The sequence below is a fragment of the Streptomyces sp. NPDC046876 genome (genome assembly GCF_040645035.1).
In the GTDB taxonomy this organism is placed as follows: Bacteria; Actinomycetota; Actinomycetes; order Streptomycetales; family Streptomycetaceae; genus Streptomyces.
This window is the reverse complement of record NZ_JBEYXK010000022.1, coordinates 67,401-90,769: the sequence shown is the minus strand read 5'-3', so window position 1 is coordinate 90,769 and position 23,369 is coordinate 67,401. Positions and strand designations below refer to the sequence as shown.

The window sequence follows — 23,369 nt, the reverse complement described above, 5'->3', positions numbered from 1 at the left end:
CACCGGCCCCGGTCCGGGGCAAATGCCGAAGGCCCGGATCCAGAGGATCCGGGCCTTCGGTCTTCAGTAGCGGGGACAGGATTTGAACCTGCGACCTCTGGGTTATGAGCCCAGCGAGCTACCGAGCTGCTCCACCCCGCGTCGGTAAACCCAACCGTACGGGACGTACCCCGGCAGATGCAAATCGGTTGAACGGTGTCCGATCCGTCGGGTCGGTGGCGGGTCGGTCCGGTCAGGCGGACTGCTCCTCGGCGAGGGCGTCGCGCAGCCGGGCGGCCCGCTCCGCGACCTCCGCGGGACCCAGCTCCATGGCGCGCACGCACCACTTCTGCCCCTCGGCGAGGTCCCCGTGCCGGGCGGCGAGCAGCCCCAGACGCAGGGCGGCCCGGCCGTGCCCGGCCACCGCGGCCCGCGTCCACCACAGGGCGGCCTCCGGCTCGTTGCCCTCGCGGGCCAGCAGCAGCCCGAGGTTGAACGCGCCGTTGCGGGAGCCGGCCTCGGCCGCCTCCCGGTACCACCGCGCCGCCACGGCCATGTCGCCGCGGGCCGCGGCCAGCATCCCGACCCGGACCTGTGCGCGCCGGTGCCCGAGCTCGGCGGCGCGCTCGTACCACTCCTCGCTCTCGGTGCGGGCGGCGCCGCCGACCGGCTCGCCCAGCGCCGGCGGCTCCGGCGGCGGGGCCAACGACTCCAGCAGCGCGGCCAGGCGGAACGCCGCCTCCGCGCTGCCGCCGCCCGCGGCGCACCGCAGGTGCCGCTCGGCCGCCCGCTCCTCGCCGTCGCGCACCAGGGCGATCCCGACCTGGAGGGCGGCGTCGGTGTGGCCGGCCGAGGCGGCCCGCTCGTACCACTTCAGCGCGGCCCGGTCCTCGTCGCGGCTGGCGAAGAGGATCCCGAGGTTGAAGGCGGCGTCGACGCTGCCCGCCTCCGCCGCCTTGGAGAACCACGGCTCGGCCCCGGCCGCGTCCCCGGCCTGGAGCAGCATGATGGCGAGCGCGTTGGCCGCCTCGCGGTGGCCCGCGTAGGCGGCCCGCCGGTACCAGTGCTCGGCCTGCGCGGTCCGGTCCTGTGCGGCGCACAGCAAAGCAAGGTTGTACGCCCCGTTCTGGTCGCCCGCGTCCATGGCGGTCCGGTACCACTTCTCCGCGGTCTCGGTCTCGCCGCGGGCGGCGTGCAGGGCGCCGAGGGCGTTGGCCGCGTTGCCGTCGCCGTCCTGGGCGGCCCGCATCCACCAGGAGATCGCGCTCTCCTCGTCGCCGGCGTCGCGCAGCAGGAAGCCCAGCGCGCACGCGGCGCGCGCCTCGCCCTGCTTGGCGGAGGTCAGGTACCAGCGCCCGGCCTCCTTGAGCTCGCCGCGCGCCTCCAGCAGGGCGCCGAGGTGGAGCGCGGCGCGGCGGTGGCCGCGGGCGGCGGCCTGGCGGTACCACTGCTCGGCCTCGGCGGGGTCCCCCTTCCTCAGGTGGCGGGCCAGGCGGTACGCGGCCTCGCGGTGCCCCTGCTCGGCGGCCTGCCGCAGCCAGCGCTCCACGCCCTTGTCGCCGCGGTGCTCCAGGAGGTCGGCCAGCCCGTACGCGCCCAGGGCGTGGCCGGATTCCGCCGCCTGGCGCAGCCAGTACTCGGCGGCGGGCTCGTCCCCGCGCTCGCGGAAGTGGCGGCCCAGGGCGTGCGCGGCGGGGGCGGATCCGGCCACGGCGGCGACCCGCCACCAGCCGGCGGCCTCGTCGGGGTAGCCGCGCTGGAGCAGCAGGACGCCGAGGTTGTTCGCGGCCGCGCGGTCCCCCTCCGCGGTGGCGCCGCGCAGGTACGGCTCGGCTCCGTCCAGGTCGCCGCGGCGCAGCAGCAGGGCTCCGAGCACGCTCATCGCGCCCGGGTCGCCCCGGTCGGCGGCGACCCGGTGGCGGGCCTCGAGCTCCGTGTCGCTCGAGGCCTCGGCCTCGGCGAACAGCTCGTCCGCGAAACCCGCATCGGTCAGTGCGGTCTGCGCGTTAACGACCGGAGCCCCCTTGGTGACTGCTGCATCCGCTTCGGCTTCGGCCCTCACAAACCGCCCTGTCTCCAGCAGAGTTGACCTGTCCCCCATATATCCCATCGTCGCATCACCTGCTACCCGCGTACACCTGGTATGTCGCAGCCTGTGAGGTCACTACAGCGTTTTGTCGACATGCCCACAGAGAGACAAGTCAAACACGCTCCCATGACAACTCACCCGCCCCAGCTACCCCGTGACCCCACGTGTCGATCGCAGACATGACGAAGGCCCGGATCCACCAGGATCCGGGCCTTCATCTTCAGTAGCGGGGACAGGATTTGAACCTGCGACCTCTGGGTTATGAGCCCAGCGAGCTACCGAGCTGCTCCACCCCGCGTCGGTGAAACCAGACTATCACGACGCGGGACGGGGGCCTTACGGCTTGGGTGCGCTCTGCTTCGCCTCCGCGTCGATCGCCCGCTTCAGCGCCGCCTGCAGATCGGCCTGGGCCTTGCCGTACGCCGCCCAGTCACCGGCCTTCATCGCCCTGTCGGCCTCCTCCACGGCCTTCTGCGCATCCGCGAGCGCGGCCTTGACCGTCGGGTCCTGGGCCGTCTGCGGCGGCGTGGTCGTGCCGGGGGGCGTGGTGGTGCCCGGCGGGGTCACCGGGGTCGTCGGAACCGTCGGTGCCTCCGCCCCGAACACCACGTTCAGCGCCTTCTCCAGCGAGTCCTCGAACGCGGTCTGGCCGCCGTACGTCACCAGCACCTTGCGCAGCAGCGGGTACTTCAGCCCCGAGCTGCGCACGTACACCGGCTCCACGTACAGCATCCCGCCGTCGAGCGGCACCGCCAGCAGGTTGCCGTACTCCACCTCGGAGTCCCCGCCGCGCAGCAGCCGGATCGACTCGGCGATCTTCGGCTCGGACTGGAACTTGCTCTGCACCTGCTTGGGGCCGTCGACCGGCTTGCTCGTCGGCAGCTTCAGGATGCGGATCTTGCCGTAGTCCGCGGAGCCCGGGTCGGCGTTCACCGCCATGAAGGCGCTCAGGTTGTCCCGCTCGTTCGGCGTGAAGGTCGTCGTGAGCGAGAAGACCTGGTCCTTCTCCTTCTGGTCCGGCATCTTCATCGACAGGTAGTACGGCGGGACCGCCGTGCCGGCCTTGGTCGTCGGGTCGTCCGGGACGTCCCAGGCCTCGCTGCCGCTGAGGAAGGTCTGCGGGTCCGTGACGTGGTACCGGGTCAGCAGCTCGCGCTGGACCTTGAAGAGGTCCTGCGGGTAGCGCAGGTGGTCCATGAGCGGCTTGGCGATCTCGCTCTTCGGCTTGACCGTGCCGGGGAAGGCCTTCATCCAGGTCTTCAGGACCGGGTCCTCGGTGTCCCACTGGTAGAGGGTGACCGTGCCGTCGTACGCGTCGACGGTCGCCTTCACCGAGTTGCGGATGTAGTTGACCTGGTTCTCCTGGGCCACGACCGCGCGCTGGCTGTTGGTCAGCGAGTCCGCGGTGCTCTGGCCGAGCGTGGTGCGCGAGGCGTACGGGTAGCCGTTGGTCGTCGTGTACGCATCGACGATCCACTTGATCCGGCCCTCGACGACCGCCGGGTACGGGGCGCCGTCGATGGTCAGCCACGGGGCGACGGCCTCGACGCGCTCCTTGGGCGTGCGGTGGTACAGGATCCGCGAACCGTCGCCGATGGCGCCGGAGTAGAGGATCTGCGGCTCGCTGAAGGCCAGCGCGTACGCCGCGCGGTTGATCGGGTTGTCGAGGTTGACGCCGGAGTCGCCCTTGTAGCTCGTCTCCTTCTCGCCCTTGTCGTCCGAGTAGTCGAGCTCCTTCTGCGGTCCGCCGACGATCGAGTACTGCTTCGTCTGCTCGCCGTAGTAGATGCGCTGCTCGAAGTCCGTGCCGAACATCCCCTTGGAGGGCAGGTCGGACTGGGTGAAGTCGGGGGCGCCCTGGTCGCCGACGGTGGTGCCCTTGGCCGCGACCACGCCGTAGCCGTGCGTGTACTTGAAGTGGTCGTTGATCCAGTTGTTCTTCGGGATGCCGCCGATGTTCAGCTCGCGCAGGCCGATCACCGTGTCCTGGCCGCTGTAGCGGTCCACGGCGAGCGTGGACGGAAAGGCGTAGTAGCCCTTGACCTGCTGCAGCTGCTGGAAGGCCGGGGAGACGATGTTCGGGTCGAGGAGGCGGACGCTGGCCGTGGTGTTGGCCGCCTGGCGCAGCTTGGCCTTGTCGTCGCTCTGCGGCACGCCCGGGTAGTCCTTGACCTCGGACCCCCCGATCCCGTAGGCGTCGCGCGTCGCCTTGATGTTCTTCTCGACGTACGCCGATTCCTTGGCCTGCTCGTTGGGCTGGACCTGGAACTTCTGCACGATCGCCGGGTAGAGCCCGCCGATCAGGATCGCGGAGAGCACCATCAGGCCGAAGCCGATCACCGGCAGCTGCCAGGTGCGGCGCCACAGCGTCGCGAAGAACAGCGCGGCGCAGATGGCGGCGATGGCGACGAGGATGGTCTTGGCCGGCAGGTAGGCGTTGGCGTCGACGTAGCGCAGGCCGGTCCAGTTGTCGGCGGCCTTGAAGTCGCTGGACTTCACGGCCAGGCCGTAGCGGTCGAGCCAGTACGCGACGGCCTTCAGCGTGACGAAGAGGCCCAGCAGCACCGACAGGTGTCCGGTCGCCGCGGCGGTGGCGCGGGCGCCGGGGCTGGTCACGCGCAGGCCGCCGTACAGGTAGTGCACGACGACCGCGGCGATCACCGAGAGCACGACCGCGGCGAAGCCGAAGCCGAGCAGGAAGCGGTACCAGGGCAGGTTGAACGTGTAGAACGACACGTCCAGGTGGAACTGGGGGTCCTTCGTGCCGAACGGCACCCCGTTCACGTACATCAGCCAGGTCTTCCACTGGCCCGCCGCCGAGGCGCCCGCGATCATGCCGACGAGCGCGGCGATGCCGAAGAGCAGCCACTTCTTGTACGGGGCGACGCTCATCCGGTAGCGGTCGAGGCTCTGCTGCTCCATCGACATGGCCGACAGCGGCGGCCGCAGCCGGTACGCGAGCCAGATGTTCAGCCCGACCGCTCCCGCCATCAGCAGGCCGAAGACGGCGAACAGGCCGATCTTGGTCCACAGGGTGGTGGTGAAGACCGAGGAGTACTTCACGGAGCGGAACCAGAGCCAGTCGGTCCAGAAGCCCGCGAACATGATGAAGGCCATGCCCAGGACGGCCAGCACGCCCAAGGTCATCAGAAGCGTGCGGGCGCGCCGGGAGGGGCGGCCGACTCTCATCCGTGGCCCGGAGGGGCCTGAGCCGCGGTCCGGCATCTGGAAAGCCAAGGTGCGCACCTCGAAAGCTGGGTCTCGTTACTGGACATTTCTAAAGCTGGGCACCCGATCGTAGAGCCCACTCATGCAACTCACTGGGGCTTTGGCCAGTTCCCGGTATCCGCCGGAAAGGAGGCAGGATGTTGTCCATGTCCAACGTTTCCCCCTCCCCCGGCACTCCCATGGCGGCCAGCCCCCTGACCCGTGCCTGCCTCGAGATCGACGAGTACGCGGCCGGCCTCGGCTGGGACCAGCCGGCCCGGCTGTTCGCGCTGGTCGACACGGCGCGGCTGCGCAAGCAGGAGCCCCGCCTCGCGGGCCAGCTCGGCCTCGACACCGACGACGCCGGCCGGTCCTCCCTCACCCCGATCGAGCAGGACTCGCTGCCCGCCGGGACCGCCCTCGACAAGTTCCTCGGCACCGTCGCCTGGCCCGACGCGGTGGTCGGCTGCGCGCTGACCGTGGAGCGGCTGATGCTGCCGCCGTCGGCGGAGGCCTCCGTACCGGAGGGACTCAGCGACAAGCAGCTGGCCAAGTGGGTCGCCGGGCACCCGGAGCGGCAGGAGGTCCGCCTGACCGTGGCCGTGCTGCGCGACGGCTCGCGAGAGTCGGCCGTACGGCTGCGCGAGAAGGACTCGCCGACCGAGGTGCTCACCGGCGCGGGCCTGGTGCCGGGGCTGGCCGAGGCGCTGGCCGCGACCTTCTCGTAGCGGCCGCCGGCGGCAGGGGCCGGGGCGGGCGGTCAGGGCGGGCGGTCAGGGCTTGTCGCAGCGCGGCAGCCCGGCCGTGTCCCCCTTGCCGATCTTCTCCACGGCCTGCTTCGCCTCGGCGAGGGTGGAGACCTTGACCAGGGTCAGGCCGCCGGGGGTGTCCTTGGCGGCCGCGGCGCAGTTCTCGGCCGGGGTCAGGAAGTACTGGGCGCCGGCCCTGCGGGCGCCGATGGTCTTCATCTCGATGCCGCCGATGGGGCCGACCTTGCCGGTCTCCTCGATGGTGCCGGTGCCCGCGACGAACTTCCCGCCGGTCAGGTCGCCCGGGGTGAGCTTGTCGACGATGCCGAGGGAGAACATCAGGCCCGCGCTGGGGCCGCCGACGTCGGCGAGCTTGATGTCGATCGGGAACGGGAAGGTGTGGGCGGTGCCCGCGCGGATGCCGACGATGGCGTGGCCGTCGTCCGGCGCCTTGCCCGCGTTGATCGTGACCTCGGTGGTGCCGGTGGGCTCGCGGTGCGCCTTCTGGGCCTCGGCCGCCTCGGCGGCGGGCACGACGGTGAAGGTGACGGGCTCGCCCGGCTTGTGCTTGGTGACCAGCTTGGCCACGTCCCCGGGGGCGGTGACGGGGGTGCCGTCCACGGAGCGGATCACGTCGCCGGCGTGCAGCTTGCCCTCGGCGGGGCTGGCCTTCACCACGGAGGAGACCACGACCCGGGTCGGGACGTCGACGCCGAGCTCCTTCAGGGCCGCCACCTTGGCGGCCTCCTGGGACTGGCTGAACTCCTCGGCGTTCTCCTGCGTGGACTGCTGCTCGGTCTTCCCGTTCGGGTAGAGGTTCTCGTGCGGGACGACGATGTTGTCGCCGGACAGCCAGCCGTAGACCGCTTCGAGGACGTTCATCTCGTAGTCCGCGCCGGTCACGCGCACGGTCGTCATGTTCAGGTGCCCGGTCGTCGGGTACGTCTTGCGCTCGCCGATGCTGATGACCGGCTCGCCGTGCGAGTCGCCGAGCGTGTTCACGGTGGGGCCGGGGCTCATCTCGGAGTACGGGACCTTGGTGAACACCCCCGTGCACAGCAGCGCGAACAGCATGAGGGTGGCGGCGAGCATCGTCGCAGTGCGGCGTGGCATGGATCGACAGTACGGGACGGCCCTCGGGGGCGGCCGCCGGGGCCGGTCCGCACAGGGGCCGGGCGCGGAGGTCTCGGGACGTTCTCGGCGAAAGCCCGAGGAGGTTCTCGGCGGACGTCTCAGGAGGTTCTCGGCGGACGTCTCAGGAGGTTCTCGGCGGACGTCTCAGGAGGTTCTCGGCGAAGTCTCAGGAGGTTCTCACGGGACGCGTCAGACCGCGTCGGAACCGGAGTGGGCCGCTGCCTTCGCCCTCGTCTGCTCGGACCTGTCCATGGCCTCCCGGAACCGGGCGTACCCCGCCAGTTCGGATATGTCGCCCTGGGTGCGGTCGCGGGCCGCCCAGCTGCCCCATATCGCCGCGCCTATCGCGGCGACCAGCGGAATCAGCAACCACGCCAATGACGCCATGGACGTGCCTCCCTGCCCCGAAAGTACGTGTCGTCGTGGCTTCAACGCTCGTGCCCATGGGGGGGTTACGCAAATCGAGGGCGTGTTGCGCGGCCGATCGGGTGGACAGTACTCCCTGCGTGGGACGGATCCGCGGGCGGGGGGCCTGTGCGTCGCCGCGCCCGGTACGGCGATCGCGGGCCGGCGTCAGCAGGCGCCGACCCACTCCTCGGTGCCGTCCGAGAAGCGCTGGTGCTTCCAGATCGGGACCTCGTGCTTGAGGTCGTCGATGAGCATCCGGCAGGCCTCGAAGGCCTCGCCGCGGTGCGGGCAGGAGACCGCCACGACGACGGCGAGGTCGCCGACGGCCAGATCGCCGATGCGGTGGACGGCGGCCAGGGCGCGGACGGGGTACTTGTCCACCACGCGCTCGGCGATGCGGCGCATCTCGGCCTCGGCCGTGGGGTGGCAGGAGTAGCCGAGCGCATCCACGTCGGCCCCGCTGTCGTGGTTGCGCACCGTGCCGACGAAGAGCGTCGTGCCTCCCGTGGCGTCGTCACCGACGGCCTGGAAGACCTCGTCGATCGACAGCGGGGTCTCGCGGATCGCGAGCAGCCGGATCGGATCCGGAGCGGCCTGCTCGCCGGGGTGGTCGAAGTGCGGTGCCATGCAGCCATCGTGCACCACCGCTCTCACATCGCGGTATAGCCGATTCGACCGGGTGTACGGGCCAGGGGTATGGAGCCTCCTACAGGATCCGCGGCCGGGCGCCGCGGCGGGGCGACGCCGTCGGGCGACGCGGCCGGGCCGGCCAGGACGGGGTGCGGTCAGATGCCGCGGCGCCTGCGGGCCCGGCGGACCACGGCGGCGGCGCCCAGCAGGGCCACGGTCGCGCCGGCGGCGCCCGCCGCGGTGGCGTCCTTGCGGCCCAGTCGGCGGCCCGCGACGGTGTGCCGGCCCGCGACCTCCTGGAGCAGCTCGGCCAGCACCTCCTCGTTGGTCCAGCGCGGCCGCCAGCCCGCCGCGTGCAGCCCGCTGACGCTGACCACCCACGGGTGCATCGTGTACGCGAGGTCGCCCGCCGGGGACGGCGTCAGCCCGATCCGGTGCAGCCGGGCCGCGGCCCCCAGCGCCACCGCCGAGGGGAGCTCCATGCGGCGGATGCCGCTGAGCTCCTCGACCTCCTCCTGCTCCAGCCAGCCCTCGCAGCCGACCGCGAGCTCGCCCTCGACCTTCTCCAGGGCGGCGTACTCCAGCGCGCTGACGAGGTCCTCGACGTGGCAGAACTGCCAGGTCGGGCGGGATCCGGCCACCACGAGCAGGCGCGGGGACTCGAAGTAGCGGGTCAGCGCCGTGTCCGTGCCGCCGACCAGCACGGCCGGGCGGACCACCGTGACGTTCAGCCCGGGGTGGGCGCGCGGCGCGCGGCGACCCAGCCGCTCGATCTCCAGCAGGTCGCCGACGCCGGTGGCCTCGGCCGTGGCCCGCAGCTCGGAGTCCTCCGACAGCGGGATGTCGTTGTCCGGCAGCGCCCCGTAGACCATCGCGGAGGTGCACAGCACGACGCGGCGCACCCCGGCCGCGGCGGCCGCCGTCAGCACCGTCTGGGTGCCGCGCACGTTGTAGGCCGTACGGGCCGCCGGGTCGGTCTCGAGGTCGAGGTCGAGCGCGAGGTGGACGACCACGTCGCTGCCGCGCAGCTTTTCGGCGATCGCGGGGTCCCGTACGTCCAGGACGTGCCACTGGGCGTCCGCGCAGTCCCCGCGCCGCTCGTCGATCGCGACGACCTGCTTGACCTCGTCGGAGGCGGCCAGGCGGCTCACCAGGGCCGCGCCGACGCCCGACGCGGCGCCGGTCACGGCGATCACCGGGCTGGGCCGCCGGGGAGCCGGGTGGTTTCGCGGCTGGCGAACACCCTGGGCGCCGTCGCCGTGCTCAGGGCGGTTCTCGTCGTCGAGCGGCGCGTGGCCGTGCTTATCCGAAAACTGCGGATCCGGGGAACTCACCAGGCGTCTCCAGCGGTTGTCTTCAGTAGGGACGCGCCGTGACGCGGACCCACCAGGTGATGTCCATCCTGCCGCAGCCCAGGAGTCGGCGGAGCACCGAGCCCGGAACCGGGTGTGGTGTCTACGCTGGGTGGTGTTGTGGGACCACTTGTCCGCCGGCACCCGCCGGCGGCCCTACGAGCCGAGGAAACCCGTGAGCGACACCCCATTCGGATTCGGCCTTCCGCCGGAGGAGCCGGACAGCGGCGACGAGGGCAAGAAGAAGGGCGGCGGCCAGGGCGGCCCCAATCCGTTCGGGTTCGGCGGCTTCGGCCTGCCGGGCGGCGGCGCGGGCGGGCAGGGCGGTGCGGACAACCCCTTCGCCGCGATGTTCGGCCAGATGAACCCGGCGGACCTGGGCGCGGCCTTCCAGCAGCTCGGCCAGATGCTGAGCTACGAGGGCGGTCCCGTGAACTGGGACATGGCCAAGGACATCGCCCGCCAGACCGTCGCCCAGGGCACCTCGGACGGCGTGAAGGACACGAGCGTCGGCATCGCGGAGCAGTCCGCCGTGGCCGAGGCCGTGCGCCTCGCCGACCACTGGCTGGACGACGTGACCTCGCTGCCCTCGGGCGCGACCACGGCCGTCGCGTGGAGCCGCGCCGAGTGGGTCGAGGGGACGCTGCCGGTGTGGAAGGAGCTCGTGGACCCGGTCGCCGAGCGCGTGGGCGCGGCCATGGGCAGCGTCCTGCCCGAGGAGATGCAGGCCATGGCGGGCCCGCTGCTCGGCATGATGCGTTCCATGGGCGGGGCCATGTTCGGCCAGCAGATCGGCCAGGCCGTGGGCGTGCTCGCGGGCGAGGTCGTCGGCTCGACCGACATCGGCCTGCCGCTGGGCCCGGCCGGCAAGGCGGCCCTGCTGCCGCTGAACATCGAGGGCTTCGGCAAGGACCTCGGCGTCCCGTCGGAGGAGGTGCGGCTGTACCTGGCCCTGCGCGAGGCGGCGCACGCCCGGCTGTTCGCGCACGTGCCGTGGCTGCGCTCGCACCTGTTCGGCGCCGTCGAGGGCTATGCGCGCGGCATCAAGGTCGACACCTCCAAGCTGGAGGACGTGGTCGGCCAGATCGACCCGACCAACCCGGAACAGCTGCAGGAGGCCCTCCAGGGCGGCATGTTCCAGCCGCAGGACACCCCCGAGCAGAAGGCCGCCCTGGCCCGTCTGGAAACGGCCCTCGCGCTGGTCGAGGGCTGGGTGGACGCGGTGGTGCACGAGGCGGCCAAGCCTCGGCTGACCTCGGCCGACGCCATGCGCGAGACCATGCGCAGGCGGCGCGCCTCGGGCGGCCCGGCGGAGCAGACGTTCGCGACGCTGATCGGGCTGGAGCTGCGCCCGCGCCGGCTGCGGGACGCCTCGCGGCTGTGGGCCTCGCTGACCGATGCGCGCGGCGTGGAGGGGCGCGACGGGCTGTGGGAGCACCCGGACATGCTGCCGACGGCCTCCGACCTCGACGACCCGGACGGCTTCGTCCACCGCGAGCAGCTGGACTTCTCCGAGATCGACAGGATGCTCGGCGAGGCCGCGGAGCGGCGTGACCAGGGCGACCAGGGCGAGGGCGAGGACAAGAAGTGAGCCTGTACGAGGACGCCGTCCTGGTCCTGAAGGGGTACGAGGGCCGGGACGAGCAGCAGAGCGCCCTGCGCGAGGTCTACCTGGAGCACCTGGCGGCGCATCCGGACGGGGTCTACAAGCCCTGTCAGGCCGGGCACGTCACCGGCAGCGCGCTGGTGGTCGACCCGGAGGGCGGCCGCGTGCTGCTGACCCTGCACAAGAAGCTCGGCCTGTGGCTGCAGATGGGCGGGCACTGCGAGCCCGGTGACGCCACGCTCGCCGGGGTCGCACTGCGCGAGGCAGTGGAGGAGTCGGGCATCGGCTCCGGGCTGACGCTGCTGGCGGGCGGGCCGGTGCGGCTGGACCGGCACCCGATCCCGGCGCCGTGCAACTGGCACCTGGACGTGCAGTACGCAGCGCTGGCCCCGGCCGGCGCGGTGGCGGAGATCAGCGACGAGTCGCTGGACCTGCGCTGGTTCCCGTACGAGGAGGTCGCTGCGGTGGCCGACACCTCGGTGGTGCGGCTGGTCGAGGCGACCCGGGCGCGGCTGGGCGCGTGACGTGACGCCGCGAGGGGCGGAGCCGCCGGTGCGGCCCCGCCCCTCGGCGGTGGTGCAGCGGTCAGTTCCAGACGTTGTTCTGGTTCTGGGCGTGGGCGCCGTGCTGGCCCATGCCGAACTGCGCGGCGAGGCCCTGCCCGAGCTGGGCGTTCTGCGGCGGCAGCACCTCGCTGGGCTGCACCAGGGCGAAGCCGGTGCCGAGGAAGCTGAGCTCCCAGCCCTCGCCGGTGTTGCCGCGGCGGCGCCAGACGCCCGAGGAGTGCGTCTGGGCCTGCATCTGCACGCGCAGCGAGGTCGACCAGGCGACGATCGCATCGGCGTCCGCGTTGACGTACTTGTCCGGGGTGACCTGCATCATCAGCGGCTGGCCTGAGGTCATCAGCGCGACCTTGCCGCGGCCGGTGATGTTGAGCTGGTACTTGCCGGAGCCGGAGATCCCGTACTGGCTGTCCACGGCGATGACCTCGGTGTGCAGGGTGGAGTCCATGGCCAGGACGTAGCTGCTGTCGACCGTGAGGCCGTCCTGCTCCACGTCGAGGACGTGCACGTGCTGGGCAAGGTTGGCGAAGTAGACCGTGCCCTGCCCGGAGCAGCGCATCAGGTCGAGGCCCTCGCCGGTGCGGCTGCGGGCGCCCCGCTGGTTGTTGGTCTGGTACTCGCCGTCGAAGTCCATGATCCCCTGGTAGGCGACCATGGAGCCCTTGCGTGCGAGCACGTCGTCCGAGCCGGTCAGGGTGACCCGCAGCAGCTGCGGGTTCTGGACGGTGTACCGGTCCTGGGACTGCTGTTCGGCGTGGCCGAAAAGTGAGCTCTGCATGATGTGTGTCCGCTCCCCCTCAGCCCCGGGTCCGGAGCCGGTCGGTGCTGTCCTCGCTGGGCTGTACGACGACGATCCCCTGGCCGGAGAAGGCCATCTGGTAGGCCTCCCCGCTGCCCCGGCCGATCATCGACGAGGCCTTGAAGCTGCGCTTCCCCTTCACCTTGAGGTTCGGCGACCAGGCGACGAGCGCGTCCGGGTCGACGTACGTCTCGTCCTCGCCGCGGCCGCAGTCGACGACGATCGGGGTGCCGCGCGAGGTGATCGCGACCCAGCCGGTGCCGGAGATCTGCACGTTGAACAGGCCCTGGCCGGCGAACTTGGCCATGCCCTTGACCCGCTCGACGCCCCACTGGAGGTGGGCGTCGAAGGCGAGGACGTTGGTGCCGTTGACCGAGAGGGCGTCGTTGTTGAGGTGGATGACGACGACGTCGGCGCCGTAGTCGGCGAGGTAGAGCAGGCCGTCGCCGGTGCACTTCATCAGGGGGGCGCCCTCGCCGGTGAGCCACTGCGAGGCCATCTGGCGCAGGGCCGGCGGGTTGGGCTCGTACTGGACGAAGCCCTCGTAGGCGACCATCGAGCCGGTGCGGGCGAAGAGGTCCTGGCCGCTCTGCATGGCGACCTTGAGCATGGCGCGCCCGTGGTTCTCCATGCGGGCCGTGACGGGGGTGGGGGCGTAGCCCGCGAGCTGCTGGTTCATTGCGTTCATGACGGGCTCCCTCAGACCTCGTACGGCTGGACGACGATGAAGTTGCCGGGGGCGCCGCGGAACTGGAGGTTCACGGTCTCCCCGCTGTGGCCCGGGTAGGCGTTGCGGCGCAGCCGGACCTGGCTGGAAACGATCACCTGGGAGGCCGCGGACCACGCGACGATGGCGTTGGCGTCGGCGAAGGTGGTCGGCGTGACGGGCAGGACGACGGGGGTGCCGTGCGTCTTGACGATCACGGTGCCGGTGCCCTGGAAGAGCATGGTGAACAGCGCGCCGCCGGGGATCCCGTGGCCCTCGATGCGGCGGACCTCGTGGTGGAGGGACTCGTCGAAGGCGAGGACGCTCTCGGAGGAGACGCAGATGCCGTCGCCCTGGAGCTCGATGGCGTGCAGGTGGGCGCCGTTCTCGGCGAGGAAGACCTGGCCGCGGCCGCTGCAGCGCATCAGCTGCATCTCCTGGCCGGTGGCGTTGCCGACGATGCGGCCCGCGAAGCCGGCTCCCTTGTAGCTGAAGTCGACCTTGCCCTGGTACAGGACCATGCTGCCTTGGCGGGCGAGCACGGGCTGGCCGCCCATCGCCAGGTCGACGCGCATGAGCTGCTGGTTCTGCGCCGTCCAGCGGGCGCCCGTGGGCACCTCCTTGTACGGCTGGAGCGCGGCGCCGAGGCCGCCGCCGGGGGTCTGCGGGGCCGCCTGGCCGTAACCGGGCTGGGGCTGCTGGCCGTACGGGGGCGGCTGCTGGCCGGGGACCTGGCCGTAGCCGGGCTGGGGCTGCTGGCCGTAGGGCGCGGGGGCCGGGGCCGGCGGGGGGACCTGGCCATAGCCGGGCTGCTGGTGGCCGTAGGAGGGCTGCGGGACCTGGCCGTAGGAGGGCGGGCCCGGCTGCTGCGGCGGGTGGGGCGGCTGTCCGTACGGGGCGGGGGCCTGCGGCGCCTGCGGGGTGATGGGGCCCACCATCGTGGGCGCCGAGTGCACCGGGGCGGCCGGGGCCGGCTGGTGGTACTGCGGGGCGGGCGCCTGGGGCTGGGGGGCCTGGGGAGCCTGCGGCGGCTGGGGGGCCTGGGGCGGCTGGGGGGCCTGGGGCGGCTGGGGTGCCTGCGGCGGCTGGGGGGCCTGGACCGGAGCTCCGAAGGAGGGGGCGGGGCCGGCGCCCGGCGGCGGGGCGAATCCGGGGGCGGGGGCCGCGGCCGGGGCGGCCGGCTGTGCCTGTGCTTGTGCCTGCGCCTGCTGCTCCTGCTCGTCCTCCTCGGCGACCTCGCCGCCGAAGTTCTTCAGCAGCGCGGCGAGTCCGCCGTCGAAGCCCTGGCCGACGGCGGCGAAGCGCCACACGTCCTTGAGGTAGAAGTCGCCAAGCATCACCGCGCGCTCGGTGCTGAACTCCGCGCCCGTGAACGAGTACCGCGCGACCTCCTCGCCGCCGGCCACGATCCGGATGTAGCCCGGGCCGATCTGCGACATCTGGCCGGCGCCGTCGATGGTGGCGGTGAAGGACAGTTTGTGGATGGCGGCCGGGATGCGGTCCAGCGTCACCCGGAACGACTCGGTGTCTCCCGCCTGCGGGCCGAGCTGCTGGATGGACTCCTCCGGCGACTTCGGCTGGTTGTAGAAGACGAAGTAGCGGTCGTCCGACAGCCGCTCATCGGCGTCGAGGCCGAAGCAGCTGATGTCGAAGGCGAGTCCCGGCCCGGCGATCTGGACGCCCACGTACAGATCGGTGCCTGCCGTCAGATCGCTGATCCTGGCCTTGTGACCGCGTTGGAATTCCCTGGCCATACGTAACGACCGTCCCCCATCCCGACAGTGAATTGCGTGCCGCTCAGGCTAGCCCCATCTGCCGACATCCGGCCAAGTCGGTACCGACCCGGTACACGGTGCCTCACTCCCCGCGGGGCGCCGGGACCTTGGGCAGGCGCTCGGCGGCGGCCACCCCCTCGAGGTAGCCGCGGGCCCGCTCCGTGCGCGGATAGCCCTCCAGCAGCTCCCAGAAGCGCGGGCCGTGGCCCGGGACGAGGAGGTGGGCCAGCTCGTGCAGCAGCACGTAGTCGACCACGTACTCCGGCATCCCCTGGAGGCGGTGCGAGAGGCGGATGCTGCCCTCGGCGGGAGTGCAGGAGCCCCAGCGGGTGTTCTGGTTGGTGACCCAGCGCACGGAGCGCGGGCGGGCGCGGCCGCCGAAGTACTCCTCGGACAAGCGCTCGGCGCGTCCGGTCAGTTCGGCGTCCCCGAGGGTGCGCCGGCTCTCCTGCGCCGCGAGCTTGTCGAGCATGACCCCGACCCAGCGCTGCTCCTCGGCCGCGGACATCCGGGCAGGGATGAGCACGACCGTACGGTCACCCTCGCGGTAGGCGGATACGGTCCTGCGGCGGCGCGCGCTCCGGCGGACTTCGACGGCGCGCTGCGTGGGGTCGGCGGACACGCCCATGACCGTACCCGCTCGCCGCGGCGGACGTCCCGCCGCTCCACGGTTCGAACATGATCGATTCGAAGCCGGTGCGGAATGCGCCCCGAAACTCCATCTCATATGCCTTATAGGGCCTGCCTGTGGACAAATGCGCGCACGGATCGCGGAGGGCGGGCACTCTGCGGGGGACGGCAGAACGTGTGCAGGAGGGGGCGGGGCCATGTATCCGAAGGTGAAGCCGGCGCTGGCCAGGGCGTGGCGGGATCTTCAGACGGTGCAGTTCGGGGTGACGCCGGCGCATGCGGTGGTGCTGGGTCCGGTGGACACGGCGACCGGGTCGCTCATCGACCGGATCGACGGGACGCGGGGCATGGACCGGCTGCGGGCGGAGGGCGCGGGGATGGGTCTGCCGGAGGGGCAGGTGGATGCGCTGGTGCGGCGGCTGGCCGCGGCCGGGCTGATCGACGACGCCACGGCGGGCGGCCCGCAGGCCCAGGCGGTGCGCAAGCGGCCGGAGACGCTGGAGCGGTTGGGGCCCGACCTGGGTTCGCTGTCCCTGGTGCACCGTGAGCCGGGCGGGGACCTGCGGGGTGTCGCGGCGCGGCGGAGGTTACGGGTCCAGGTGCGCGGCAGCGGCCGCGTCGGCGCGGTGATCGCCGCGGTCCTGGCGGGAGCCGGCGTGGGCCGCGTCGAGGTGCTCGACGGGGGCCGGGTGGAGCCGGCCGACGTGGCGCCCGGCGGGCTCGGGCCCGGCAGCATCGGCCGGCTGCGCGCCGAGGCCGCGGCGCGGCTGGTCCGCGAATCGGCCCCGGGGCGGCCACCGGGGGCCGGGGAGCGGGAGGGGCCCGAGGGGGCGACGGCCCTGGTGGTGGTCGCGCCCCGGGACGGGCTGCACGCCTGGGCGCCGGACCCGGGCACCGCGTCCGACTGGATCGCCGCGGGCACCCCGCACCTGTACGCGGGGGTGCTGGAGGGCACCGGGCTGGTCGGGCCGCTGGTGCTGCCGGGGGCCACGGCGTGCGCCGGCTGCATGGAGCGGGAGCGGATCGAGCGCGACTCCGCCTGGCCGCGGTTGCTCGTGCAGTGGCGCTCGGCACACCGCCGGCGGACCACCGCCGCCTGCGACTTGGGCGTGGCCACGGCGGTGGCCGGCCTGGCCGCGGCCCATGCGCTGTCCTTCCTCGACGGGGAGCTCCCGGCCTCCACCGCGGCCCGCTGGGAGACCGCCCTGCCGGGACTGCACTGGGAGCGCACCGCGGTCCGGCCCCATCCGGACTGCCCGTGTGCGGCGGCCTCGCTCACGGCGGAGCGGGAGCCGGAGCCGGAGCATCAGGAGGTCGAGTCATGAGCCGGCTGTCACCCGAGCGCCGCGAGCCGCTCCTCGACGACGCGGCAGAACTCCGGGATCCGCGGCTCCGCCCAGGCGAGCACAGGAAGCAGGCTGCGCAGGGCCACGAGCAGTTCGTGCACCGTTCCCTTGGGCGGATTGAGGTCCATGAAGTGCCGGAGGTGGCGCTCGGCTTCGTCCCAGCGGGCCCACACGCAGTGGAGGAGGACAAGGTTGGCGTAGTCGTCGGGGTCATCGGGGACCGAGAGGAGCCCCACCGCCCGTTCCAAGTGGCGATCGCGCTCAGGGTGGCGGAGCACGTGCAGCACCACGGCCGTCTCGTAGTGCGCCCAGGCATCGTCCGGCTCGAGTGCGACCGCGCGCGTCAAATCGGCGAGCGCCTCGTCGTACCGGCCGAGCAGGCGCCGGGCAGTACCCGAGCGGGTCAGCACCGGCGCGCTGTCGGGTCGGACCTCGTCCGCACGGATGTAGTCCGCCAGCGCCTCCTCGACCCGGCCCAGCTTGATGAAGACGTCCCCCCGGTCGCTGAAAGTCCAGGCGTCATCGGGCTCGAGTTCGATGGCACGGGTGTAGTCGGCCCGGGCTTCGCTGTACCGGCCCAGGACCTCATGCGTCAGTCCGCGGCGGCGCAGGGCCCCCTGGTACCCGGGGCTGAGCTCGATCGCGCGATCGAAGTCGACCAGCGCCTGTTCGAACCTGCGCATGAGCCGGTGGGTCTCGCCGCGTTCGGCAAGGGCCCAGGCGTTGTCCTCCGTGAGCTCGAGGGCCCGTGTGAGGTCGGCGAGTGCCTCCTCGTACCGGTACGCCAGCCGGAAGGCACTGCCACGGGAAGCGAATGCCGCAGAGAAGTCGGGCTCCAGCTCGAGGGCGCGGGTGTAGTCGGCCAACGCCTCTTCGTGCCGTCCGCTCCCCTTGTGGCAGTCGCCGCGGGTGACGTAGGCCCAGGCGAATTCGGGATCGATCTCGAGTGCCCGGTCGCAGGCGATCAGAGCCTCCTCGTACTTCCCGGTGTGCGTGAGTACCCAGCCCCGGTTCGCCAAGGCCCAGGCACTGTCCGGTTCGATCTCGAGGGCGCGATCGAGGTCTGCGAGGGCCTTGTCGAACCGAGCAGTGCTGCGATGGAGGACGCCGCGCCGCATGAACGCCTCGTAGCTGTCCGGAGCGAGCTCGATCGCTCGGTCGAAGTCGGCCAGTGCCTCCTGGTACCTGTCGAGTTCGTGGTGGCAGTACCCCCGGCACACCAGGCTCCAGACATCCGGATCGAGTGCGATGGCGCGGCTGTAGTCCGCGACGGCGTCTTCGAAGCGTTCCATGAGCTCGTGGGTGCGGCCGCGGCCGAAGTGGGCTCGCTCCAGCTCCGGGTCGAGGGCGAGCGCCTGCTCGTAGTCGGCCAGGGCCTGGGGGTACCGCTCGGCGGTGCGGTGGTCGCGGCCGCGGAGGGTCAGGGCGAGAGCCCGGCCGGCGGTGTCGAGCGTGGCACGGGTCAGCAGGAGGGTCAGGGTGGCGGTGCCCGGGTCCGGCTGGTCCAGGGCCGTGTGGAGGCGTTCGCTCCAGGCGGCCAGGTCCTCGGAGTCGGTGTCCCGGCCGGCCCGGTCCAGGGTCTGGACCCAGCGGCGCAGGGTGGTGATGCCGTGGTCGTAGGCGTCGAGGAGCTCCTCGAGGGCGGCGGGGAGGGCGCCGCGGGGGTCGGCGCAGAGCCGGTGGTAGGTCTCCTGAAGGCGGTGGCTGCGCCAGTTCTCGTCCGACCACCAGTCGTCCGGCGGGGCGGCGGCTTCCTCCAGCCGGTCGCGGCGCCCGCGGAAGGCGTCGGCCAGGCGGCCGTGCAGCTGCTCCCAGCGTGCAGGGGACTGGCGGCGCTGGAGGCGCAGCATCGCGGTGCGGACCACCTGGTGGTAGCGGCAGTGGCCGGAGCGGTCGGTGACGAAGGGCATCGAGCGCAGCCAGCCGAAGAGTTCGGCCGCCTCCTCCTCGACGGCCGCCCGGTACACGTCCTCGTCCAGCTCCTGCGGGAACGCGCAGGCCAGGGCGGCGGCCCTGCGGGCGGGGTCGGTCTCCCACTTCAGGAACCGCTCCACGGCGGTGCCGCTGGGGTCTCCGATCTCGTCCACGTTTGCGGGCTGGGTCTCGGCGAGGGTGGAGACCAGGACCGGAAGCCGTCCCGAGAGCCGCAGGATCACCTCGACGACCCGCTCGTCCGTCACCCCCTTGCCGGCGAGCAGCGTGCGGGCCTCGGTGTCGGTGAAGACCTCCAGCGGCCAGTCGGTGACGAGGTCGTGCCAGTCCTCCCAGCAGCGGGCGGCGAGCCGGGACTGGCCGGCGAGGACGACCAGTACGTTCGCGGGGAGTTCCCCGTGGCGGTCGCTGACGAGGATGTCGCGCAGCCAGGTGTCGAGCATGGGCCCGGTGCGCTCGTAGGTGTCGAAGAAGAGCACGATCCACGGGTTCTTCCGGGCGACCTCGGAGAGGTCCTCCAGGAAGGCCGGGGTGAGGGCGTCCAGCGGGGAGAGGACCAGTTCGACGTCGCCGTGGCTGCGCAGCCGGGTGCTGAGGAGGGCCTTGACCCGGTCGGCGCCGGCGGCAACCCGGTGGGGGTCGACCGCGCCGGTGAAGGCGCCGACTCCGGGGATCATGCCCAGCCCGACCAGGCCCAGCTGGGAGGCGACCACGCTGGAGGGCGAGGGGGCGGGGGCGCCGCCGGTGGCCGGGTCGGTCCCGGGGGCGGCGATTCCGGCGTCGGCTTCGTGCCGGCGCTGGCGGTAGGTGCCCAGCAGTTTGTCGAAGGCCTTCAGCGGGGCGCCCTGCTGGGCGAACTGGGCGCTGATGGCCTCCATCGTCTCGATGACGTCGGCGGCGGATTCGTCCGTATAGGCGGTGACCGCCTGCCCTTCGCGGGCGATGGTCTCCAACTGGCGGACGAGGGTGGACTTCCCGACGCCGGCCTGGCCGCGGACGTGGAAGAGGAACTGCGCCGCCTCGTCCGGGGGCCGGCGCAGGGTGTCGCGGAAGGCGGACACCTCTCCCTGGCGGCCGATGAAGCCGCTGGAACGCCGCCGCCGGATCAGTTCCTGCCTCGAAGGCCCCCGCCCCGCCATCCACAGCCCTTTCGAGATCCGTCCTGGGTTGCTGCCCGACCATGGTCTCCCACCCGGGTCGGCGACGGCCGCCGATGGCCGGATTCGAGCCCTGGCGGAGGCGGGGAGATGCGGGCCCGGCGGGTGGGAAGGGCCATGACAGGATGCGTTTTGACCGCAGGCACGGGGAGGGCACCCCTGAACCGCCGCTTGCGCCACGGCTGTCTGGGAATTGGAGGGGCGCATGTCTGATCTTCCCCGGAAGGCGGTCACCCGGACCGTCAAACTGGCCGCTCTGCCGCTCGGCATAGCGGGTCGGGCCACCTGGGGGCTCGGGAAGCGGATAGGGGGCAGGTCGGCGGAGATCGTTGCGCGCGAGATCCAGCAGCGCACTGCCGATCAGCTGTTCCGCACGCTCGGGGAGTTGAAGGGCGGTGCCATGAAGTTGGGGCAGGCCCTGTCGGTCTTCGAGTCGGCGCTACCCGAGGACTTCGCCGGACCGTACCGGGCGGCGCTGACCAAGCTGCAGGAGGCGGCTCCGCCGCTGCCCGCGCAGACGGTGCACCAGGTGCTGGCGGAGCGGCTGGGTGCCGATTGGCGGGATCTGTTCGAGGAGTTCGAGGACAAGCCGGCCGCGGCGGCCTCGATCGGGCAGGTCCACCGAGCGGTGTGGCACGACGGCCGGCAGGTCGCGGTCAAGGTCCAGTACCCGGGGGCCGGTGAGGCGCTGGTGTCGGACCTGAAGCAACTGGGCCGGTTCGCGGGGCTGCTGGGGCCGCTCGTTCCCGGCATGGATCTCAAGCCGCTGATCCAGGAGATGCGCGAGCGCGTCGTGGAGGAGCTGGACTACGAGCTGGAGGCCGAGGCGCAGCGCACCCACGCGGATGCGTTCGAGGGCGATCCGGACGTGGTCGTACCGGATGTCGTGCACCAGGGCGATCAGGTGCTGGTGACGGAGTGGCTGGAGGGGACCCCGCTGTCGGAGGTGATATCCGACGGCACGCAGGAGGAGCGCGACCGCGCTGGGCAGTTGCTGGCCCGGTTCCTCTTCACGGGGCCCGCGCGCACGGGGCTGCTGCATGCGGATCCGCACCCGGGGAACTTCCGGCTGCTGACGGGGCCGGACGACCGGATGCGGCTGGGCGTGCTGGACTTCGGCACGGTCGACCGGCTGCCGGGCGGGTGGCCCAAGCCGATCGGCACCTCGCTGCGGATGACGTTGGAGGGCGACGCCGAGGGAATGTACCGGCACCTGCGCGCCGAGGGGTTCGTGCGGGAGTCCATAGAGCTGGACCCGGAGGCGGTGCTCGACTACCTGCGGCCGATCATCGAGCCGGCGGAGGCCGAGGAGTTCACCTTCACCCGGTCGTGGCTGCGGGGACAGGCCGCCCGGATAGCCGACCCCCGCTCCCCCGCCCACCAGTTGGGGCGGCAGATCAACCTGCCGCCCTCGTACCTGCTGATCCACCGGGTCACGCTGAGCACGATCGGGGTGCTGTGCCAGCTGGGGGCGACGGTGCGGCTGCGGGCCGAACTGGAGGCCTGGCTCCCGGGGTTCCTGCCGTCGGAGTGAGCGGGCGGGGGCTGCGTACCGGAGGCGGTCACCACCAGGACGAGTCGAGGCGGCCCTCGATCGCCCGGAGGTTGGCGCGCGCGCAGTCCACGCAGAAGTACTGTCTCGCGCCGTTCTCCACGGAGCAGGTCCAGGTGGGCGGGGCGACGTTGTCGGGAGCCCGGGTGCCGCAGCGCGCGCAGACGACGGGCTGCGCCTCGGGTCCCGGCGTGGCGGGATGGGGAGTCGGCTGGTCCACCTCCAGACGATATCCCCGCGGGGCCGCGGAGCGGTCCGCAACGCACCGGGGGGACCGGTCCGTTCGGACCGGTCCCCCCGGGGAGGCTGCCGCGCCGCCGGCTGACGGCGGTCGGTTTCGGCCGGCGGCGGTCGGTGGCCGTCAGTGCATGACGGCCATCGCCAGTGCACGGCGGGCGCGCATGGAGACGCGCTCGGCTCGCCGCTGCATGCGGCGGGCGGCGACCAGGCGCAGGGCGCGACGCTCGGCGTCGACCTCACGCATCCGGTCCTCCATATGTGCACGGGCCAGGGCTTCTGGGATGAGTTGCATTTCGCGGGTCCTGTTCTGACGCGAGGTGATCGCGCCGGTGGTGATGAAGTCTGCGGTGGCGGAGCCGTTCGGCTTCTCGCTCGTCGTGTGGGCGGTCATGGGGGCCTGCTTCAGGGGGTCGTGCGTCAGGGGGCGGTCGATGGTTCCGATGGCGGTCATGCCGAGGCAACCGGGTTCTTGCGCGGGCGGCCACGGGGACGCTTGCGGGCGACGACCACACCCTGGACGAAGAGCTCGCCACCCCAGACACCCCAGGGCTCGCGGCGCTCGACCGCGCCGGCGAGGCAGGCCTCGACCAGCGGGCAGGTGCGGCACAGGGACTTGGCGTACTCGACGTCGGCCGGGGACTCGGCGAAGAAGACCTCGGGGTCGTAGGTGCGGCAGGCGACGGGTACGCCGAGGTTCTCGATGGCGTCGTCGAGCGCGGTGAGCGCGGTGAGGGGAGTCAAGGTGGAGTCCTCCGGGACTGCGGGCGGGGAGATCGTGTGGGTCTGCGGTACGGACGGGGCGTGCGCTTCGAGTTGCACGGTGTTTTCTTCCTCGTCTTGTTCGTCTAGTCGTTCCGGCCGGGGTCGGCCGGGGGCGGCTGGTACCTGGTCTTGCCAGTCCCGAGGCTCCTTCGGGCTGCCGCCCCCCGTTCGGGGGCAAACAGAAGGGCCGCGGATCCCGGGTGGGGTTCCGCGGCCCTGAAGGCGCCGGCCTGATCATCGGATCAGGCTGGATCACTCCAGGGTTCGAGCCCACGGAAGGCCCACATCAGGTGGTGCTGGTGCTTCGTCTGCTTCGTCTGCGTTCCGGCACCGGCCGCGGCGGCAAAGCCATAGGCCTGGGCCTGGGCTTCTGCCAGTACTGCCACCGGTGCCTGGGTCGGTCGCTCATTCCGCTCGCTCGCGAGCAGCGCGGCGGGCGCAGCCGCCATGGCACGGTTGCCGGCGGAAATCGCAGACAGACCGGTGCCAGGGAGCGGCAGGAGGGAGACGGAACCGAGCAGGGTGGAGCCGAGGGTGCAGGAAGCGACGACCGAGCGATCGGTCATTTTGGTGCTGGTCATGAAGCTGGTCACTGGTCTCGCCTCCTCTCGGCGTCTCGGGGACGGGGCCCGGGGGCCTGTCCCATGCGTATTCGGATAAGTACAGCACGGATCCGGAGCTTCGTGTGAAGCCACCGTTTCCGTTGCTAAGAACCTATGGGGATCCGACGGGCATGTGCAAACTATTTTTCCG

At 72.2% G+C, this 23,369-nt stretch carries 20 protein-coding genes and 2 tRNA genes; 5 read left to right on the top strand and 17 right to left on the bottom strand.

Features of this window, described 5'->3' with window-relative positions:
- Positions 1-67: 67 nt before the first annotated feature.
- The 4 genes from ABZ924_RS15455 to ABZ924_RS15440 form a co-directional block, all read right to left on the bottom strand.
- Positions 68-141 (bottom strand) — tRNA-Met (locus ABZ924_RS15455).
- A gap of 91 nt (positions 142-232) precedes the next feature.
- Positions 233-2,089, bottom strand: coding sequence for a tetratricopeptide repeat protein (locus tag ABZ924_RS15450; RefSeq protein ID WP_361908768.1), 1,857 nt, complete (start codon positions 2,087-2,089; stop codon positions 233-235).
- A gap of 203 nt (positions 2,090-2,292) precedes the next feature.
- A tRNA-Met gene (locus ABZ924_RS15445) sits at positions 2,293-2,366 on the bottom strand.
- 38 nt (positions 2,367-2,404) lie between these two features.
- A complete protein-coding gene (locus tag ABZ924_RS15440; RefSeq protein WP_361908791.1) occupies positions 2,405-5,293 on the bottom strand; it encodes a UPF0182 family protein in 2,889 nt (962 codons plus the stop codon).
- A gap of 140 nt (positions 5,294-5,433) precedes the next feature.
- Between ABZ924_RS15440 and ABZ924_RS15435 the strand changes: the two genes are divergently transcribed.
- Positions 5,434-6,003 carry a PPA1309 family protein gene (locus ABZ924_RS15435; RefSeq protein ID WP_361908765.1) on the top strand — a complete coding sequence of 190 codons (570 nt, stop codon included), beginning with the start codon at positions 5,434-5,436 and terminating at the stop codon, positions 6,001-6,003.
- Positions 6,004-6,048: 45 nt separating this feature from the next.
- On the opposite strand, the gene ABZ924_RS15430 is transcribed toward ABZ924_RS15435, so the two are convergent.
- The 4 genes from ABZ924_RS15430 to ABZ924_RS15415 form a co-directional block, all read right to left on the bottom strand.
- Complete coding sequence (locus ABZ924_RS15430; protein WP_361908762.1) at positions 6,049-7,137, bottom strand: PDZ domain-containing protein; 1,089 nt, start codon at positions 7,135-7,137, stop codon at positions 6,049-6,051.
- 210 nt (positions 7,138-7,347) lie between these two features.
- On the bottom strand, positions 7,348-7,545 hold the full coding sequence (locus ABZ924_RS15425; protein WP_361908759.1) for a hypothetical protein: 198 nt from the start codon (positions 7,543-7,545) through the stop codon (positions 7,348-7,350).
- A gap of 186 nt (positions 7,546-7,731) precedes the next feature.
- Entirely contained in the window at positions 7,732-8,193 is a 462-nt protein-coding gene (locus tag ABZ924_RS15420) for a molybdenum cofactor biosynthesis protein MoaE (RefSeq protein WP_361908756.1), read from the bottom strand.
- Between the two features lie 158 nt (positions 8,194-8,351).
- On the bottom strand, positions 8,352-9,392 hold the full coding sequence (locus ABZ924_RS15415) for an SDR family oxidoreductase (protein WP_361908753.1): 1,041 nt from the start codon (positions 9,390-9,392) through the stop codon (positions 8,352-8,354).
- 331 nt (positions 9,393-9,723) lie between these two features.
- On the opposite strand from ABZ924_RS15415, the gene ABZ924_RS15410 reads away from it, so the two are divergent.
- On the top strand, positions 9,724-11,139 hold the full coding sequence (locus tag ABZ924_RS15410) for a zinc-dependent metalloprotease (protein WP_361908750.1): 1,416 nt from the start codon (positions 9,724-9,726) through the stop codon (positions 11,137-11,139).
- Positions 11,136-11,678: an NUDIX hydrolase gene (locus ABZ924_RS15405; RefSeq protein ID WP_361908747.1), complete on the top strand. Its 543-nt coding sequence runs from the start codon at positions 11,136-11,138 to the stop codon at positions 11,676-11,678. Before ABZ924_RS15410 ends, ABZ924_RS15405 begins: the two co-directional genes overlap by 4 nt.
- A 61-nt stretch (positions 11,679-11,739) precedes the next feature.
- Here the strand turns inward: ABZ924_RS15405 and ABZ924_RS15400 are convergent, their stop codons facing one another.
- From ABZ924_RS15400 to ABZ924_RS15385, 4 genes are all read right to left on the bottom strand, one after another.
- Positions 11,740-12,495, bottom strand: coding sequence for an AIM24 family protein (locus tag ABZ924_RS15400; RefSeq protein WP_361908744.1), 756 nt, complete (start codon positions 12,493-12,495; stop codon positions 11,740-11,742).
- Between the two features lie 19 nt (positions 12,496-12,514).
- Positions 12,515-13,195, bottom strand: coding sequence for an AIM24 family protein (locus ABZ924_RS15395; protein WP_361908788.1), 681 nt, complete (start codon positions 13,193-13,195; stop codon positions 12,515-12,517).
- A gap of 20 nt (positions 13,196-13,215) precedes the next feature.
- Complete coding sequence (locus ABZ924_RS15390) at positions 13,216-14,976, bottom strand: TerD family protein (protein ID WP_361908741.1); 1,761 nt, start codon at positions 14,974-14,976, stop codon at positions 13,216-13,218.
- A 103-nt stretch (positions 14,977-15,079) separates the two neighbouring features.
- Positions 15,080-15,619: a M48 family metallopeptidase gene (locus ABZ924_RS15385; RefSeq protein WP_361908738.1), complete on the bottom strand. Its 540-nt coding sequence runs from the start codon at positions 15,617-15,619 to the stop codon at positions 15,080-15,082.
- Positions 15,620-15,824: 205 nt separating this feature from the next.
- Between ABZ924_RS15385 and ABZ924_RS15380 the strand changes: the two genes are divergently transcribed.
- A complete protein-coding gene (locus ABZ924_RS15380) occupies positions 15,825-16,952 on the top strand; it encodes a ThiF family adenylyltransferase (RefSeq protein WP_361908735.1) in 1,128 nt (375 codons plus the stop codon).
- A gap of 8 nt (positions 16,953-16,960) precedes the next feature.
- On the opposite strand, the gene ABZ924_RS15375 is transcribed toward ABZ924_RS15380, so the two are convergent.
- Entirely contained in the window at positions 16,961-20,044 is a 3,084-nt protein-coding gene (locus ABZ924_RS15375; protein ID WP_361908732.1) for a tetratricopeptide repeat protein, read from the bottom strand.
- Positions 20,045-20,267: 223 nt separating this feature from the next.
- On the opposite strand from ABZ924_RS15375, the gene ABZ924_RS15370 reads away from it, so the two are divergent.
- Positions 20,268-21,596, top strand: a complete 1,329-nt coding sequence (locus tag ABZ924_RS15370; RefSeq protein ID WP_361908729.1) for an AarF/ABC1/UbiB kinase family protein — start codon at positions 20,268-20,270, stop codon at positions 21,594-21,596.
- Positions 21,597-21,624: 28 nt separating this feature from the next.
- On the opposite strand, the gene ABZ924_RS15365 is transcribed toward ABZ924_RS15370, so the two are convergent.
- The 4 genes from ABZ924_RS15365 to ABZ924_RS15350 form a co-directional block, all read right to left on the bottom strand.
- A complete protein-coding gene (locus ABZ924_RS15365) occupies positions 21,625-21,834 on the bottom strand; it encodes a hypothetical protein (protein WP_361908726.1) in 210 nt (69 codons plus the stop codon).
- Between the two features lie 141 nt (positions 21,835-21,975).
- A complete protein-coding gene (locus tag ABZ924_RS15360) occupies positions 21,976-22,305 on the bottom strand; it encodes a hypothetical protein (protein ID WP_361908723.1) in 330 nt (109 codons plus the stop codon).
- Positions 22,302-22,673, bottom strand: a complete 372-nt coding sequence (locus ABZ924_RS15355) for a WhiB family transcriptional regulator (protein ID WP_361908720.1) — start codon at positions 22,671-22,673, stop codon at positions 22,302-22,304. The genes ABZ924_RS15360 and ABZ924_RS15355 overlap by 4 nt, the downstream gene beginning before the upstream one ends.
- A 185-nt stretch (positions 22,674-22,858) precedes the next feature.
- Entirely contained in the window at positions 22,859-23,209 is a 351-nt protein-coding gene (locus ABZ924_RS15350) for a hypothetical protein (protein WP_361908718.1), read from the bottom strand.
- Positions 23,210-23,369 lie beyond the last annotated feature (160 nt).

Excerpts from the sequence above, each read along its gene's own strand:
- ABZ924_RS15435 (WP_361908765.1), top strand. The coding sequence starts at position 5,434 with ATGTTGTCCATGTCCAACGTTTCCCCCTCCCCCGGCACTCCCATGGCG.
- ABZ924_RS15440 (WP_361908791.1), bottom strand. The coding sequence starts at position 5,293 with ATGCCGGACCGCGGCTCAGGCCCCTCCGGGCCACGGATGAGAGTCGGC.
- ABZ924_RS15395 (WP_361908788.1), bottom strand. The coding sequence starts at position 13,195 with ATGAACCAGCAGCTCGCGGGCTACGCCCCCACCCCCGTCACGGCCCGC.
- ABZ924_RS15390 (WP_361908741.1), bottom strand. The coding sequence starts at position 14,976 with ATGGCCAGGGAATTCCAACGCGGTCACAAGGCCAGGATCAGCGATCTG.
- ABZ924_RS15425 (WP_361908759.1), bottom strand. The coding sequence starts at position 7,545 with ATGGCGTCATTGGCGTGGTTGCTGATTCCGCTGGTCGCCGCGATAGGC.
- ABZ924_RS15380 (WP_361908735.1), top strand. The coding sequence starts at position 15,825 with ATGTATCCGAAGGTGAAGCCGGCGCTGGCCAGGGCGTGGCGGGATCTT.
- ABZ924_RS15400 (WP_361908744.1), bottom strand. The coding sequence starts at position 12,495 with ATGCAGAGCTCACTTTTCGGCCACGCCGAACAGCAGTCCCAGGACCGG.
- ABZ924_RS15370 (WP_361908729.1), top strand. The coding sequence starts at position 20,268 with ATGTCTGATCTTCCCCGGAAGGCGGTCACCCGGACCGTCAAACTGGCC.
- ABZ924_RS15450 (WP_361908768.1), bottom strand. The coding sequence starts at position 2,089 with ATGGGATATATGGGGGACAGGTCAACTCTGCTGGAGACAGGGCGGTTT.
- ABZ924_RS15360 (WP_361908723.1), bottom strand. The coding sequence starts at position 22,305 with ATGACCGCCATCGGAACCATCGACCGCCCCCTGACGCACGACCCCCTG.
- ABZ924_RS15375 (WP_361908732.1), bottom strand. The coding sequence starts at position 20,044 with ATGGCGGGGCGGGGGCCTTCGAGGCAGGAACTGATCCGGCGGCGGCGT.
- ABZ924_RS15430 (WP_361908762.1), bottom strand. The coding sequence starts at position 7,137 with ATGCCACGCCGCACTGCGACGATGCTCGCCGCCACCCTCATGCTGTTC.
- ABZ924_RS15420 (WP_361908756.1), bottom strand. The coding sequence starts at position 8,193 with ATGGCACCGCACTTCGACCACCCCGGCGAGCAGGCCGCTCCGGATCCG.